Origin of the sequence: Granulicella mallensis MP5ACTX8 (assembly GCF_000178955.2) — a bacterium.
Taxonomy (GTDB): Bacteria; Acidobacteriota; Terriglobia; order Terriglobales; family Acidobacteriaceae; genus Granulicella; species Granulicella mallensis.
Genome location: NC_016631.1, coordinates 5,790,541 through 5,805,946 on the forward strand (window position 1 = coordinate 5,790,541; position 15,406 = coordinate 5,805,946).

Here is a 15,406-nt window from a genome sequence, read left to right on the forward strand (position 1 = left end):
CCCCTCGGGGTCCTTCGACTCCGCACCTCGCAAAAGCGCGAGGTGCTTCGCTCAGGATGACGATCCTGTGGAGGGGGTTGGAAGGGAGCATCTAGCGTTTACGCTAGTTCACTTCCCGGCCCCAGCACCCGTTCATAGACCGCTGCCGTAGCCTCATCGAAACAGCAGAACTCGACGCGCTCCACCCCACACTCATCTGCCAGGTCGCGACACACCCGCACGGCGATCTCCGCAGCCGGCTCTTTGGGGTAGCCGTAGATCCCGGTCGAGACCGCCGGAAACGCCATCGTCTTTACCCCTTTCTCCCGAGCCAGTTCCAGGCAACGCCGGTAGCAGCTCGCCAGCTTCTCCGGCTCTTCGCGCTCTCCCCCGTTCCAAACCGGCCCGACGGCGTGAAAGATCCAGCGTGCGGGCAGCCGAAACCCCGGTGTCGCCTTGGCATCCCCGGTCTTGCAGCCGTGCAGCTTTCGGCAGGCCTCCACCAGCTCCGTCCCGGCGGCACGGTGAATCGCCCCGTCCACGCCACCTCCTCCAAGCAGCGAACTGTTGGCAGCATTGACGATAGCCTCCACCTGAAGCCTGGCAATGTCGCCCCGCACTACTTTCAACTCCGCCATCGCATCCCCCTTGCGCAACGCCTCTCAGATGCATCAGAATACCCAGCGCGCCGCTTCTCGGCTTCCCGCTGTACGCTTATTTCCCGACTGAAACTTAACGTAGCTTTCATTTTTGGGCTCAATCTGAGGTCTAGGCTGGAACCAACCAGCATCTATCTTCGATTGAACTCCGCAAGGCGAACCCATTATGGCAACTCCAGTATCTGACCCATCTGTTCTCGCCGCCACCTCCCCGCAAGGCTCCTTGCTCGACAGCAAGCTCGCGCACTCTTCCCCTGGAAAATGGGGCGCAATCGCCTTCGGCATCATGCTGCTCATCGGCCTGATCTACATCGGGACCCATCTGAGCGCGGACCTCTCCGTCGTCCACTCTGCCTCGGTGTTCCCTTTCATCCTGCTGGGCATCGCGCTCTTCATCGCGCTGGGCTTCGAGTTCGTAAACGGCTTCCACGACACAGCGAACGCCGTCGCAACCTGCATCTATACGCACTCGCTTGAGCCTCATATCGCCGTGGTTTACTCCGGCATCATGAACTTCATCGGCGTGCTTCTGAGCTCCGGTACCGTGGCCTACGCCATCGTCACCCTGCTCCCCGTCGAACTGATCCTCAGGGTCAGCAGGGGTTCGGGCTTCGCGATGGTCTTCGCCCTCCTGGTTGCCGCCATCCTCTGGAACCTCGCCACCTGGTGGAGAGGCCTGCCCGCCTCCAGCTCGCACACCATGATCGGCTCGGTCATCGGCGTCGGCGTTGCCAACCAGCTCATTCATGGCCGGTCGGGCGTCAGCGGCGTCGATATGGATCAGGTCATCAAGGTCTTCAAGGCCCTCCTGGTCTCCCCCCTCGTGGGCTTCGGCATGGCCGCCCTGCTCTTCTTCTTCTTCAAGCTGGTCGCTCGTGACCCACGCCTCTACAAGGCTCCCGAAGGCACTGCGCCGCCACCGTTCTACATTCGCGCCCTGCTCGTCCTTACCTGCGGTGGCGTCAGCTACTTCCACGGATCGAACGACGGACAGAAGGGCATGGGCCTCATCATGCTCATCCTCGTCGGTACCGTCCCCACGGCCTACGCGCTCAACCACACCGTCGGCCGGAGCGAGGTTCAGACCTTCGCCGCCGTCTCCACGCAGGTAGCCGGAGCGCTGCACAACTATGTAGATCCGACCGCGACGGTCGGCGACACGGGAGCTGAACTCGAGCGCTTCGTCTCCGACCACAAGTACCAGCCGCAGACCATGCTCGCCCTCGAGCAGATGGTCACCGACATCCGCAACGAAGCCACCAACTACGGTTCGCTGGGCAACGTCCCCGCCGGGATGCAGGCCAACGTCCGTAACCAGATGTACCTCACCAGCGCGGCTATCACCCTGCTACCCAAGTTCGGTCCCAAGCTCTCGGATAACGACACCAAGGTCATCACCAACTACAAGGCCTTCCTCGACAAGTCGACCAAGTTCATCCCCACCTGGGTGAAGGTCGCAGTTGCCTTGGCCCTGGGTATGGGCACCATGATCGGCTGGAAGCGCATCGTCGTCACCGTCGGCGAGAAGATCGGCAAGACGCACCTGACCTACGCTCAGGGCGCCTCCGCTGAAATCACCGCGATGATCACCATCTGGCTTGCCGATACCTACGGGGCCCCGGTAAGTACCACCCACGTGCTTAGCTCCGGCATCGCCGGAACGATGGCCTCCAGCGGCAGCGGCCTGCAGATGTCGACGGTCCGTGACATCGCCCTGGCATGGGTCTTCACCCTCCCCGCAGCGGCACTGCTCTCCGGTTGCCTGTTCTTCGTCTTCAACAAGATCGCCGGTTAGTTCTCCCCTTATCAACAGATCACGGCAGCTTCGGCTGCCGTGATCTGTTTAAGCAGCATCTCAGTTGTAAGTACCGATCGTGCCGCAACGATACTGCCGATGCGTATGGGCGGGATCGAGTCCGAAGGCGATTGCACCATCAAACACCTGCGCCCCAACCCAACGCGATACTATTGCGGATGATGCACGCAGTAAATCCGGAGGTTGAATGACGACGCAGTACGACTATGGCCGGCGTGGACCGGGAATGTTCTCTGGCCTGGTATTGGCACTCGTACTCGGCGCGGTGGTGCTTGGAATGTTCGTCCACCACGCACGTCAGGGCTTCCCCGGCAAACTGGCGTCGATGATCACCGGAAGGCCGCTGAATGTAGTCTCCGCGCCCATGGTGATCGAGAAAGTGCAGCGGCTGAGCCGCCTGGAGAGTGTCGTCTACTCGCTGGACACCGTTGTTGAAGGCGATAAATCAAGCCCGGTCCTCCCCGACGCACTCGCCGGAGACCGCATCCTTATGATCGTGCATGGACAGACGATCGCCGGTGTCGACATGAGCCAGATGAAGCCCGAGGACGTACAAATCACCGAAGGCGCAGGCGACCGTTCGATCAAGCTCACACTCCCGCCCTCGCAGGTCTTTCTTACCACCATCGACAACGCGCATACACGCGTCTATGCACGCGACACAGGCCTGTTCGTCGCCGCGGACCCCAATCTCGAAAGCCAGACACGGGCCAAGGCACAGCAGCAGTTGCAGACGGCGGCCCTCTCCGACGGAATCCTCGACGCCGCGTCGAAAAACGCGCGGTCAACCGTAACAGCCATGCTCGAAGGCCTCGGCTTCGAGCACGTCGAGGTGAAGTAGCGCGTGAGAATCTCCAAGTCAGCGGCGCGGTCCACTGAAACCGCGCCGCGAGCCCCCGAAACTTTGCTTGGCGCAAAATCGTACCACCCACATCCTGCGGGATGCATCGCATGACACAGCTAGCCTCGGCCCCGACCGCTTCCACCGCCTTCCCACCCGCTCCGACCTCGACAGGAGAAGCAGCCGCAGCTCTGCAACCCGCTCCCGTACGCAGCGAACGCAAGCCTCCCCTGCCCGCGCTTACAGGCCTCCGCACGCTGCTGGCGCTGACCATTCTGCTCTTCCACTTCACGCCGGCGGGACTGCGCTGGGAGGCCCATCCCTGGCTCTCGCTTTACCCGTTGATCGATATCGGCTACGTCTTCGTCAGCTTCTTCTTTCTGATCTCGGGATTCATCCTCTCCTACAACTACGCGGACCGGCCCGCGCCGCTGAATCCCCTTGATTTCTGGATGGCCCGTTTCTCGCGGCTCTATCCGGTCTACGTGCTGACGCTCATCGTCTCCATCCCCATGCTCATCGCGGAGTGGCACGTCCGCTCGCACACGCAGTTCTATGAAGGCGTCGTGCTGACGCCGCTGCTGCTGCAGGGCTGCTTTCCCCGGCTGGCCACGTTCTGGAATACCGTCACCTGGACCCTCTCCTGCGAGGTGATGCTTTATCTCGCCTTTCCCTGGCTGATGCGGCTGCGCTGGCCACGGAGCTGGGGCAAGCTTCTGGTGATGCTCACCATTCTGTGGGTGGTCGGAATGATTCCGCACTCGATCTACGTGCTGCACGACCCCGATCATCTCGGCCATATGGCCGACCGCTACAGCGACGGCTTCTGGATCAACACCCTGAAGTACACGCCGCTGCCCTACGTCTGCACCTTCCTCGCGGGGCTGACCCTTGGGCGCCTGCATGAGGCAGCAAAGCTTGGCGTTCGCGGACGCATGATCGTCGGACTGTGCGGCTTCGCGGCAGCCTGGTTTGTGACCTATCATCTGGCGACGCGGCTGCCCTACATCATGATCCACGGCGGCCTGCTGACCCCGATCTTCGGAGCCATCATCCTCGGGCTCTCCGGCCCCAGCCCCCTGGCCCGCGTGTTCTCCATTCGACCCCTGGTAGCCATCGGCACTTCGACCTACTGCCTCTACCTGCTGCACTTCAACGTGTTCATCCTGCTTCACCAGAACCATGTGCCGGAGAAATTGCATGTAGCGAGATTCGATCCGTGGATCTCGTATGTGTTCGTCGTACTTCTGGCCATGTCGGTGAGGAGATTTGTGGAGCACCCAGCACAGTTGGCCATCGGAGCCTGGTGGAAGCAAAAACGGGCAGCCCAAAAAGAGCGCGCGGCGGCAATAGTCTAGGACCTGTCACCAAATGGCTCTTGAGTAAAACCAAACTGCAAGCAGTCTGCTAGGGCACTGTTTCGTTAAGGGCATGGCTTCAGCCAAGCCATAAAATGCATGTATGCGCGTTTGGATTGTCCTGTGTTTCCTTCTACTGTTCCGCACGCCGGTTCCGGCGCAGCAGCGGCTCATCTATGACGATGATTGCTCGCAGGACGTCGATTGCGTAGCCACGCTGCCCATTCTGCACACCCTCGCCGACCGCGGTGAGATCAAGATCCTCGCCATGGTCGCCGATTCGGCCAACCCTCTTTCGGCCCCTACGCTCAAGCTCTTCGCCAACTACGCTGGCCATCCGCAGATGCCCGTCGGCGCGAACCAGGGTAACGATCCCTCCAACGTACTGTGCAGGAAGAACGCCTGTAACGAGAGCCAATGGACGGAGAAGCTGGTCGCACGCTTTGATCCCGGCGACACGCGCATTCACTATCCCGACTGTGTCGCGGTCTATCGCAGTGCGCTGGCAAAGCAGCCACCACACAGCGTGGCCATCGTAGCGACGGGATTTGCAACGTGCCTCAATCGCCTGTTAGCCAGCCCCGCCGATGCCATCAGTCCGCTGAGCGGAGCCGAACTCGTCAAGCAGAAGGTAAAGCTACTCTCGGTCATGGGAGGCAAGTATCCGTCGGGAACCGAGTGGAACTTCGAATGCGATGCCCCGGGCTTTCACGCGCTCTTTTCGCAGTGGACACGCCAGCACGGCTATCCGCCGGTCTACCTGAACGGCTTCGCGAACGGCCTCTACATCCTGGCCGGAGCTCCGGCCAAGGCCTCGCCTGCGGTCAATCCCACACGCTACGGCCTGCAGCTTGCCAAGACAGATCAGCGCCCCATGTGGGACATGCTCTCCGCGTTGTTCGCGGTACGAGGCCTGGCCTACCAGGGGACAACCTACTTCACGCAGAGCGCGCCGGGAACAGTGACGGTGGATGCCGCCACAGGCGCGGACCGATGGTCCACCGCCGTCGACTCCGGCCACTACGTGCTGACCAACGCGGCCTCGAACGAGACGTTCTCCGCGCTCTTCGACGGCTATGCCCACACGACGGGCTTTCTCGCAAAAGAACCGGCGCGAACAGACAAGTAATCGCCTGTTCTACGCAGTTACCAGCGAGCCCAGCTTTTCGCCCTTCACCACGCGGGCGATGTTGCCCTTCTCGCGCATGCTGAAGATGATCATCGGCAGGTTATTGTCCTTGCACAGGGACACCGCAGTCGTATCCATGACCTTGAGTCCCAGCTTGAGAATGTCCATGTAGGTAATCTGCTCGAACTTGACGGCGTCGGCGTCTATCTTGGGGTCGGCGGTATAGATGCCATCGACACTGGTGGCCTTGAGCAGGACCTCGGCGCCGATCTCCATCGCGCGCAGGCTGGCTGCGGTGTCGGTGGAGAAGTAGGGGTTGCCGGTGCCTGCGGCAAAGATGATGACGCGGCCCTTTTCGAGGTGCCGAATGGCGCGGCGGCGGATATAGGGCTCGGCGACCTGGTGCATCGCAATAGCGGACATCACCCGGCAGAACAGGCCCGTCTTCTCAATGGCGTCCTGTAAGGCGATGGCATTGATGACCGTAGAGAGCATGCCCATATGATCGGCAGCGACACGATCCATGTGAACGGCCTGTTCGGCGACGCCGCGGAAGAAGTTGCCGCCGCCGACGACAATCGCGATCTCACAGCCACTGCGGGCAACCTCGGCGATCTCATTCGCGATTGCGCTTACAAAGACAGCGTCGACGCCAAAACCACGGCCGGCGGCCAGGGCTTCTCCGGATAGCTTGAGGAGGATTCTCTTATACATTCTGTTACAAAGTGTACTAGGCCTGTCATCCATTCGTTACATGCGGCAATAATCGTTTTTAGTCCCTCCGCACTGCTCCGAACCCGGATGGGCTTTGCGGTGTCTAAACCAGGAATCCAGTCTGCGAGGTGGGGATGCGCCGGGTAAAGCGGATGGTCCAAGGGTGCCTCCTTACGCTGTTGTTGATCTTCCTTGCTCTTTGCACGGCAGGCGAGATCCGCCAACGTATTCTCGTGCATCGAGCCGCATCGTTGCTCTCAGACATACACTCGTTGCGCCTCCACCAAAGCAATTGGAACGATGCGCAGCGGTTCATAGCGCACTGGGGACGTTGGGGCCACTATGACGGCACATGTACGCCTGAAGACTGCCTGTACGTCATTACGCTGCACGACCTGACAGCACAAATCAATAACAACGCCGTTGAGTGGCCGTCGCGAACGACGTATTTCCTCTCTGCCTTTAGACTCCTGCCTAGGCAATGGGGAGGTGGTTTACGCCTGATGCAGGCGATGTTCTTAGTCCAGAACGGGATCGTTGTGCGATCGGGAGTCTGGATTGATATGACGCAATCGCCCTTCGCGAAGGGCGCGCAACCGGTGTGCTGTGGCGCTGAGCTCATCATGAGTGTCCGAAGCCAGGCTTCCCTTGGTATGCCGGAAGGGAAGCAGGAGGAACAGCGGAGCCATCACCCCGACTACACCACGTGGAGACCGGGAGGCTGCACGTTTTGCCTTATGGGAAGAGCGACTTACGCGGATAGCATGCCTTCTGAAGACGTAGCCAAAATAAGCGATTTTCAATTGTCCTGCGCTACCCGCTGGAGTTCCTGCCTTACCCTAGAGGAGCTTGACCCCGCCGCTCATTCCTGGCATCTGTACGAATCTCCCTGGGGAGACCCGCCGAAAAAACCCAGCTCTCAACAGATGCCGGTAGGATGTGCCCTGCCGCTGTATGCCCTGGGTCGGGATGCGAGCCGAATTGTGTCGGTCGAAGCGTTGGAAGATGGCGTAAGTCTTGGCAAGGACTCCGACGGTATCGAGTATGAAAGTTCACGAGTAAGGGTAATAGCCGGGCTCAAAGGAGATTCGCCATGGAGAAGTAATTCCATCCAGAAAGTTCTTTCTTCGGGAGCCCCCTTTGACGGCAAGCTGCGCAAGCCAGCCCATCTGGTGAAGACTCGGCGCTATCTCTTGATATTAGGGAAGGAAGATGACGTTCCTCGCGATAAGGTGGTGCTCGGAATCTGCGGAATTGCCGGGGAAGATGCGGCCAGCGATCAAGAGGTCAGGCGAGGAGTGGTCATGGACGATCAGCTCAAAGGGTTTGAGCCCATAGTCTCGTTTGGAGGCTTTGCGAGACGCCGGCTGGAGCCATGGGATCAATAAAGAGGGCCTTTGCACCGTTATCGGATAACGGCAGGCCCGGCATAAGATATTGCGGCTTAGATGGGTGCCTGTCTCTACCCTTTTATTCTCCATCTGCATCCATTCTCGATCTGCATCTTTGCAATTTCTCATTCAAGACTATCGTTTGTCCTCTATCCCATCCTTGCCTCATGCCCTTAGAATGTCTGGCATGATCATGCGCAGAGTAGCTGGATTCGGATGGATACTAAGTGCCCTCACCTGGGCTGGCGGGTTCGCAGTTGCACAACAGGCGAAGCCGGAGTTCGGGCCGAACGTCATGGTGTTCAGTCCGTCGATGACGCCTGAGGCCATACAGGCCCAGATCGACAAGGTCTACACCGTGCAACAGCGGAATGAGTTCGGGCCGGAGCGCAATGCTCTGCTCTTTCTGCCCGGCGACTACAAGGTAAACGTCCCGATCGGGTTCTATACCGAGGTGATCGGCCTGGGAGCCTCGCCCGACGACGTACGCATCGCCGGCGATGTACGCGCCGAACCCGTGCGCGGCAACAATGCGACGGTAACCTTCTGGCGAACCGCCGAGGGGTTCAGCGTAACCCCGGCAGGCGGCACGATGCGCTGGGCCGTCTCTCAGGCCGCACCCTTCCGGCGTATGCACATTCGCGGAGACATGGTGCTGCACAAGAATGGCGGCTGGGCCAGCGGCGGCTGGATGGCCGATGACCTGATCGACGGTACCGTGAACGCCGGTCCGCAGCAGCAGTGGATCGCAAGAAACAGTGAGTGGCACAACTGGACGGGATCGAACTGGAACATGGTGTTCGTCGGCATGGCCCATGCGCCTGATGGAGAGTGGCCTCAGCCTCCGTTCACGAAGATCGCCCAGACCCCCATCGTCCGCGAGAAGCCGTTTCTGCAGGTCGACGCGAAGGGCAACTATAGCGTGCGCGTGCCGGAGCTGCGAAAGGACAGCGCAGGCATCACGTGGCACACCGGCGTAACGCCGGGCAGAAACATTCCGCTCCAGAAGTTTTACATCGCTCGGCCGGACCGCGATACTGCAGCGACGATCAATGCCCAGTTGGCCCGAGGCAAGAATCTGCTGCTGACTCCCGGCATCTATGAGTTGACCGAAGCCCTGCACGTGACCCGTCCGAACACGGTCGTGCTGGGACTGGGATTCGCAACCCTCCGCCCGACGCAAGGCACCGCGGCGATGACAACCTCGGACGCAGACGGCATCATCCTTGCGGGGCTGCTCTTCGATGCAGGGGCCGCGAAGTCTCCCGTGCTGCTGGAAATCGGTCCCGCAGGCAGCAAGGCAAGCCACGCCCAGAACCCGATCTCGCTGCACGATGTGTTCTTTCGTGTGGGTGGAGCAGCGGTCGGAAGCACCACGAGCAACCTGACGATCAACAGCAACGATACGATCGTTGATCACACCTGGATCTGGCGCGCGGACCACGGTTCCGGCGTCGGCTGGGACAAGAACCTCAGCGCGAACGGCCTGATCGTCAACGGCGACCGGGTAACGATCTACGGTCTGTTCGTCGAGCATCACCAGGAGTACCAGGTGCTCTGGAACGGCAACCATGGCCGGACGTACTTCTATCAGTCCGAGATTCCGTACGACCCGCCCACCCAGGAAAGCTATACCAGCGCTCCCGGCACGAATGGCTGGGCCTCCTACAAGGTTGCCGACAACGTGACATCGCATGAGGCGTGGGGGCTGGGCATCTACAGCGTATTCAGGAAGCCTAACGTCATTCTGACCCGCGCCATTGAAGTACCGGAACAGCCAGGCGTTCGGTTTCACCACATGATTACGGTCGCCCTGGATAAGCTGGGCGAGATCAGCAATGTCATCAACAAAACAGGCGGAGCGACCGCGACAGCCCCGCGCGTGACTCCGAAGGTTACGAACTATCCATAGAACCTCAGGGCCCAGGACCCAGGGAACAGGGCTCAGAAAGCATTCTGGACTCTGAGCCCTGTTCCCTAGGCCCTGTTCCTGGCGTAGGATGTTGTGCAACAAACAAAATCCTACGCAGACGGAAGGAACGGGAACGATGCAAAGCAGGATTATAGGAACCACCATGCCGGTGCTGGAGGCGCTGCTGCAGCCGGGCGAGTCGCTCATCTCCGAAGCCGGCGAGCTGAGCTGGATGACCCAGAGCATCGCGATGTCGACACACACTCAGATGGCGGGCGGCGGTGGGTTCTTCGGCGCGATCAAGCGCATGGCCGGCGGCGGAACGCTCTTCATGAGCGAATACACCGCGCAGGGCTATCCCGGCGAGGTCGCCTTCGCAACCAAGATCCCCGGGCACATCGTACCGATCGAAGTCGGCCCCGGGCATGAGTTCATGATCCATCGCCACGGCTTTCTGTGCTCCACACCGCAGATTCAGCTCGGCGTCGGCTTTCAGCAGTCCTTGGGCGCGGGCATCTTCGGCGGCGACGGCTTCCTGCTGCAGAAGGTCGCGGGTTACGGCACGGCCTGGCTGGAGCTCAGCGGCGAGGTCGTCATTCGCGACCTGCAACCCGGCGAGACACTGCGCGTGCATCCCGGCCATGTCGGGGCTTTTCAGGCATCCGTGAGCTTCCAGATCACGCGTATTCAGGGCATTCGCAATATGTTCTTCGGCGGCGACGGCATCTTCCTCGCAGCCCTCACCGGTCCGGGACGCATCTGGCTGCAGACGCTGCCCCTCTCCAACATGGCCCATGCGCTGCAACCCTATCTCTCGAGCGAAGGCAGCGACCGGCGCGTTGGAACAGCAGGAGTTGTAGGCGGAATTGTTGGGTCCCTGCTGGACAACAATCGATAGTGAAAGGTCTGGGCCCAAAGCTGTTTTGAACGAGGAAATTTGATGTACGTTGTGGCCACAGATCTGGCCAGATTTGCATCAAACGCTTTGTCACAAACCAATAAAAATAATAGAGGAGCACGTCATGGATGAAACACCGAACGGCCAGCCTCAAGATCCCGGTACCGACCCTTCCTGGGGAACCCCCAACCCCAATTACCCGCCCCCATCCGCGCAGTACCCTCCGGTTCAACCTGTAGCCGAAGGCCTGAGCGACAACATGCTCGGAGCACTGGCCTACGTCACGATCATCCCGGCGATCTTCTTCCTCGTAGTGGCTCCCTATAACCAGAAGCCCTTTATCAAATTCAACGCCTTTCAGTGTCTTGGGCTGGCGCTCGTATGGTTCTGCATTGGCTTCATCTTCGTCATTCCGGTTTTCGGTTGGATTATCGGAGGAATCGGCAATCTCGCAGTGATCGTTTGCTGGCTGCTCTGCATCATCAAAGCGTCGCAGGGTAGCGTATTCAAGCTTCCTGTCATCGGCGACTTCGCAGCCCAGCAGTCCGGCTATCGGGTCTAGTTTCGCAACGAATACGAACGGAAGCCCGCTCTCCTGCAATCGGAGAAGCGGGCTTTCTTTCGTTGCTGTGGCCGACGATTCAGGACCCTATCGAGGGTCCGTATAAATCTCCATTGCAGTTGCAAGAAGGGCCAAGTAGACTCGCTGGCATGATGCGACTCCTCCCCTCCTTCTCTACTGGTCTAACGGTCGCCCTGTTGGGCGCGTGTGCTGTTCCGTGTGTGTCCCAGGACTGGGCCAAAACCATGCTTGCCAAGAGCCCTCGACACGGTGAGTACGTCACCATTCAAGAGTCCAATGGCCGAGCGCTGCAGGCGTTTGTTGTGTACCCCGAGGTCAAGGATAAGGCCCCCGTCGTCGTCCTGATCCACGAGATCTTTGGACAGAGCGACTGGGCCAAAGAGATGGCCGACGAACTCGCAGGCGCAGGCTACATCGTCGTCGAGCCAGACCTGCTGAGCGGCTTTGGGCCCCCGATGACAGGCGTGCCCGCCGATGCGGCAAAGTCTCCCCAGACTGCTGGAGCCACAGCTGCGGCAAAGGGGACATCCGCACAAGCAACGGAGGATCACTCCCACATGAACATGCCCGCGCCATCAGCGGGAGCAGCCTACATGGCGATGTCGCCCGGTGGAACTGCCGCGTTTCCCGACCAGAATGCAGTCGTAAAGGCGGTGTCGGCACTGGACGCGAATGTCGTGACAGGCGACCTCGATGCGGCTGCTGATTACGGCAAGAAACTGCCCTCGGCGAACGGCAAATTGTATGTGGCAGGGTTCTGCTGGGGTGGAGGCAAGACTTTTCTATTCGCCACACATCGCAAGGACCTGAGCGCGTCCTTCGTGTTCTATGGCCCTCCGCCACCAGCCGACACGATGCCGAGCATCACCGCTCCGGTCTACGGTTTCTACGCGGGCAACGATGCGCGCATCACCGCAACGATTCCGCAGACCCAGACTGACATGAAGGCCGCAGGCAAGACCTATGAACCCGTGACCTACGATGGTGCAGGACACGGCTTCATGCGTGCAGGCGAAGCTCCCGACGCCAACGCTCCTAACAGCGCAGCGCGAGCCGCCGGGTTCCGGCGGCTGGTCGATCTACTGGGCGGCGTGCGATAGCGTGATGAATCATTCCTTATAGCGCGAAGCGCAAACCGTGACGCTTCAGCGTCGCGGTTTGCACTTCACGCTGTAGTGAACACACCATCACGATTCGACGAACGGGGGGTCAGCACACCCGCCAGATCTAGATGAGAAAACTGCTGGCTTACATCGATTTAGAAGTGATTGTTTCCGAGATAGCGTTCCAGTTTTAGATAGTCTCTGGCGAATCAAAGACATCGCCTTTTTTGATTTTTTTACCAACAACAGCCCAGGAGTAGCAGCAAAAGCAAACGCCCCAGCCATAGGCTGGGGCGTTTGTCTTGCAGCTTTCTGTTCTAGTTGACGATGACCGACTGTGCATGGGCGTGGTTGCCATTAGCAACCGCGGTAACGCAGGTTGGATCCTGGCCGGTCGTGAACGGTGTGTTATCGATACCCGACAACTGACCCGTGTTCGGATCGATCTTCTCAGCCGAGATACTGGAATCGACCAGATTCGACGTGTAAAGGTAAATACCCAGCGCCGGCTCAACGGTAACGCAGGTTGGAGAAGTACCCACAGTCGCAGAGCCGGTAGTGGCTACACCGCTAAGCGAACCATCGGAGATGCTGATGGCGAAAGCACTCACCGTATTGGAGTTTTGGTTCGCGGTATAGAGGAACTTGCCGCGTGGCTCGATCGTCAGGTTTACAGGAAAAAGTCCGGTGCCAGTGCCGGTGCTGAACGGACTATTGTTCAACGCCGTCAGACCGCCTGCAGTTGGCCCAGCTCCATTAATCCCATAACCGATGATTGCATTTGAGGCCTCGTCCGTTACATATACATACTTTGTAGACGGCTCGACCACAATAGCACTCGGTTGTACGCCTGCCTTAACCCCCGTGCAGGCAGTCGGAGAAGTCGTGGTGCAACTGGAACCAGGCAGCAGGGTCAAGTTACCATTTGACTGATTCTGCAGGAAGCCAATCACCGACGGGCCTGTCGTCGATGTTTCCTGATCGACGACATAGGCGTACACGCTGGAACTGGTAGCACCGCTCAGAACAGTGGGATTCGAGATGGCGATAGAAACCGGATTATTACCAACATTTACATTGATCGCCGTACCCAGGCTGCCAACGTTGCTGCCCGACTGGGTGATCGGGAAGATCGTAATGCCGCCTGGTCCGGGCGAACCCGAACCGAAGCCCGTCTGAAACCGGTAGGTCACATACAGATAGGTTCCGGTAGAATCGACAGCCGCCGCTGTCCCGAAGCTGCCGGTGAGATTATAGGTGTTCTGTCCGTAAAGCTTGCCGTCCGTGCCGATGGCATACTCAACCACATTACTGTCCTTCTGGCTGACGACATAGAGGAAGTTGCCATCGGGCGTGACGGCCACGGCTACCGGATTTTGGCCCGTTCCTGAGAACGGGGAACCATTGATCTGCGTCAAGGCTCCGCTCTGGTAATCGACAGCATAGGCTGAAACCGTCGCGTTTTGCGATGAGATGGAGTAAACATACGCCACGGTGTAGTCGCGGCTGCACGCTGTAGAGCCAAGCCCTATTGCCAGTGACATTCCCGTGGCCAGTGCCGCGCGACCGATGCTTTTCAACTTCATGGGGCTTCCCTTGCGTCCGGCCGCCGTAGCGGCCCCTTGTTGAATACCGGCCTCAAAGACCGGGAACTTAAATTTCTCTACGGCAGGCCAGGCCTGCCGTAGAGTCTTTCTCTTTAGTTGACTGCGCCGCTGAATCCCAGGCACGTCGCCTGCCCCGTAGCCGTAAAGGTTGAGCCTCGAGACAGGGCACTCAAATTGCCTGTAGTCGGATCAATCACCTTACCCGTCACAGTGCCATCGTTGTGGTTGGAGACATAGATGTACTGACTCGATGCATCCTCCACCATACAGACCGGACCGGACCCCGTCGTGAATGGGGCACCCGCAATCGGGGCCAACTGGCCGTTCGTCGGATTGATCGTCCATGCCGACATCGAACTGAAGGCAGTACCCACAGTCGTGCTGGTAGTCGACTGATTCAGGACATACAGATACTTGTTGCTGATATCTACGAGCGAGTAGTCCGGATTCAAGGTGCCTGCGAAGTTCTGCACAGTACCACCGGTAACGGGATTCAGATTGCAGTTCGTGCCGACAGTGAACGGGTAGATACGACCTGGGCTTGGCCCGCCATTGACAATTACCCCAGGTTCCGTGTCCGTAATGTATGTATATGTACCATTGCCATTGATTGAGCTTGCGGAGACCGTATTGAGGGCTTGAGTCTTCGGTCCGGTAAAGCTAAGTTGCCCGGTCGAGCTATTAATACTGTAGGGCGAGAGCGACTGATCTGCCGAGTTCACGGTAAGCAGGCAACTGTTCGTGGTCTTCATCATGATAGGAGCCTGGCCAACCTCGAAGAAGGTCGGGGCAGCGCTGTTTGGTGGAATCGACTGGGTATTCTGAACCAACGTCAGGCGCCCTGTATTCGGATCAGATTGAAAGACCGTGATCGAACCGTTGCAGGTCGAGCCTGCGGTGGAGTCGCAAGTTGCATCAGGAGCGTACTTGTCCAGTACGTAGAGAAACGTACCACCACCATCGAACTGCGCCCACATGGGAACAAAGCCCTGGCTCTCATAGTTAGACAGGTAGGTCAGCGCGCCGTCACCACCAACAGAGAATACCGAGATGCCGCTAGAGGTGCCCTTCTGGCCGGGACCGCCGCCTGTGCCCTGATTGATCACGTAGACAAACCGTCCACCCTGCTTTACCACCATCATGACGGGATTCGTTCCGTTCGAAGAAACCGGGGAGCCGGCAATCGAAGTCAGATTGCCAGTAAAATCGTCCACTTTAAAGCCAGCGATCTGGTTGTACTGCTGTCCTAGAACCCAGACGTATCCGATGGTGCCGCCGCCGCAGGCGGTCATGCCTAATCCTAACGCCACCGATGCCAACAGGGCCATCGCTAAACGGCCATACAAACTCAACTTCATGCGCTTCCTTCATCACCCGTCTCGCCGCTTGATTAGAGCGTTCGAGATCCGGGGAAAC

At 59.2% G+C, this 15,406-nt stretch carries 13 protein-coding genes; 9 read left to right on the forward strand and 4 right to left on the reverse strand.

The window, feature by feature from the left end; translation table 11 throughout:
- Positions 1-98: 98 nt before the first annotated feature.
- Positions 99-617 carry an O-acetyl-ADP-ribose deacetylase gene (locus ACIX8_RS22475; RefSeq protein ID WP_014267694.1) on the reverse strand — a complete coding sequence of 173 codons (519 nt, stop codon included), beginning with the start codon at positions 615-617 and terminating at the stop codon, positions 99-101.
- Between the two features lie 187 nt (positions 618-804).
- On the opposite strand from ACIX8_RS22475, the gene ACIX8_RS22480 reads away from it, so the two are divergent.
- The 4 genes from ACIX8_RS22480 to ACIX8_RS24925 all read left to right on the forward strand — a co-directional run bounded on the left by ACIX8_RS22480 (position 805) and on the right by ACIX8_RS24925 (position 5,782).
- On the forward strand, positions 805-2,433 hold the full coding sequence (locus ACIX8_RS22480; protein ID WP_014267695.1) for an inorganic phosphate transporter: 1,629 nt from the start codon (positions 805-807) through the stop codon (positions 2,431-2,433).
- A gap of 208 nt (positions 2,434-2,641) precedes the next feature.
- Positions 2,642-3,295, forward strand: coding sequence for a DUF4230 domain-containing protein (locus ACIX8_RS22485; RefSeq protein ID WP_014267696.1), 654 nt, complete (start codon positions 2,642-2,644; stop codon positions 3,293-3,295).
- Positions 3,296-3,405: 110 nt separating this feature from the next.
- A complete protein-coding gene (locus ACIX8_RS22490) occupies positions 3,406-4,653 on the forward strand; it encodes an acyltransferase family protein (RefSeq protein WP_014267697.1) in 1,248 nt (415 codons plus the stop codon).
- Positions 4,654-4,756: 103 nt separating this feature from the next.
- Positions 4,757-5,782: a nucleoside hydrolase gene (locus tag ACIX8_RS24925; protein ID WP_014267698.1), complete on the forward strand. Its 1,026-nt coding sequence runs from the start codon at positions 4,757-4,759 to the stop codon at positions 5,780-5,782.
- Between the two features lie 9 nt (positions 5,783-5,791).
- Here the strand turns inward: ACIX8_RS24925 and pyrH are convergent, their stop codons facing one another.
- Positions 5,792-6,496, reverse strand: a complete 705-nt coding sequence (gene pyrH, locus ACIX8_RS22500; RefSeq protein ID WP_014267699.1) for a UMP kinase — start codon at positions 6,494-6,496, stop codon at positions 5,792-5,794.
- Positions 6,497-6,768: 272 nt separating this feature from the next.
- Between pyrH and ACIX8_RS22505 the strand changes: the two genes are divergently transcribed.
- From ACIX8_RS22505 to ACIX8_RS22525, 5 genes are all read left to right on the forward strand, one after another.
- The gene (locus ACIX8_RS22505; protein WP_150110714.1) at positions 6,769-7,884 is read left to right on the forward strand and encodes a hypothetical protein; all 1,116 of its coding nucleotides are present in this window, start codon (positions 6,769-6,771) and stop codon (positions 7,882-7,884) included.
- A gap of 190 nt (positions 7,885-8,074) precedes the next feature.
- Positions 8,075-9,799, forward strand: a complete 1,725-nt coding sequence (locus ACIX8_RS22510) for a coagulation factor 5/8 type domain-containing protein (RefSeq protein ID WP_190273721.1) — start codon at positions 8,075-8,077, stop codon at positions 9,797-9,799.
- Between the two features lie 136 nt (positions 9,800-9,935).
- The gene (locus tag ACIX8_RS22515) at positions 9,936-10,697 is read left to right on the forward strand and encodes a TIGR00266 family protein (protein WP_014267702.1); all 762 of its coding nucleotides are present in this window, start codon (positions 9,936-9,938) and stop codon (positions 10,695-10,697) included.
- A gap of 124 nt (positions 10,698-10,821) precedes the next feature.
- Complete coding sequence (locus ACIX8_RS22520) at positions 10,822-11,259, forward strand: DUF4870 domain-containing protein (protein ID WP_014267703.1); 438 nt, start codon at positions 10,822-10,824, stop codon at positions 11,257-11,259.
- A 149-nt stretch (positions 11,260-11,408) separates the two neighbouring features.
- The gene (locus ACIX8_RS22525; RefSeq protein ID WP_014267704.1) at positions 11,409-12,380 is read left to right on the forward strand and encodes a dienelactone hydrolase family protein; all 972 of its coding nucleotides are present in this window, start codon (positions 11,409-11,411) and stop codon (positions 12,378-12,380) included.
- Positions 12,381-12,700: 320 nt separating this feature from the next.
- Here ACIX8_RS22525 and ACIX8_RS22530 read toward each other — a convergent pair whose 3' ends face one another.
- Together ACIX8_RS22530 and ACIX8_RS22535 are read right to left on the reverse strand one after the other, a co-directional pair.
- Positions 12,701-13,969, reverse strand: coding sequence for a lactonase family protein (locus ACIX8_RS22530; protein WP_014267705.1), 1,269 nt, complete (start codon positions 13,967-13,969; stop codon positions 12,701-12,703).
- Positions 13,970-14,082: 113 nt separating this feature from the next.
- The gene (locus ACIX8_RS22535; RefSeq protein ID WP_014267706.1) at positions 14,083-15,348 is read right to left on the reverse strand and encodes a lactonase family protein; all 1,266 of its coding nucleotides are present in this window, start codon (positions 15,346-15,348) and stop codon (positions 14,083-14,085) included.
- Between the last annotated feature and the right edge of the window lie 58 nt (positions 15,349-15,406).

Bases quoted from the DNA above. Each gene is read 5' to 3' on its own strand.
- ACIX8_RS22485 (WP_014267696.1), top strand. From the start codon at position 2,642: ATGACGACGCAGTACGACTATGGCCGGCGTGGACCGGGAATGTTCTCT.
- ACIX8_RS24925 (WP_014267698.1), top strand. From the start codon at position 4,757: ATGCGCGTTTGGATTGTCCTGTGTTTCCTTCTACTGTTCCGCACGCCG.
- ACIX8_RS22530 (WP_014267705.1), bottom strand. From the start codon at position 13,969: ATGAAGTTGAAAAGCATCGGTCGCGCGGCACTGGCCACGGGAATGTCA.
- ACIX8_RS22520 (WP_014267703.1), top strand. From the start codon at position 10,822: ATGGATGAAACACCGAACGGCCAGCCTCAAGATCCCGGTACCGACCCT.
- pyrH (WP_014267699.1), bottom strand. From the start codon at position 6,496: ATGTATAAGAGAATCCTCCTCAAGCTATCCGGAGAAGCCCTGGCCGCC.
- ACIX8_RS22480 (WP_014267695.1), top strand. From the start codon at position 805: ATGGCAACTCCAGTATCTGACCCATCTGTTCTCGCCGCCACCTCCCCG.
- ACIX8_RS22475 (WP_014267694.1), bottom strand. From the start codon at position 617: ATGGCGGAGTTGAAAGTAGTGCGGGGCGACATTGCCAGGCTTCAGGTG.
- ACIX8_RS22510 (WP_190273721.1), top strand. From the start codon at position 8,075: ATGATCATGCGCAGAGTAGCTGGATTCGGATGGATACTAAGTGCCCTC.
- ACIX8_RS22525 (WP_014267704.1), top strand. From the start codon at position 11,409: ATGATGCGACTCCTCCCCTCCTTCTCTACTGGTCTAACGGTCGCCCTG.
- ACIX8_RS22490 (WP_014267697.1), top strand. From the start codon at position 3,406: ATGACACAGCTAGCCTCGGCCCCGACCGCTTCCACCGCCTTCCCACCC.
- ACIX8_RS22515 (WP_014267702.1), top strand. From the start codon at position 9,936: ATGCAAAGCAGGATTATAGGAACCACCATGCCGGTGCTGGAGGCGCTG.
- ACIX8_RS22535 (WP_014267706.1), bottom strand. From the start codon at position 15,348: ATGAAGTTGAGTTTGTATGGCCGTTTAGCGATGGCCCTGTTGGCATCG.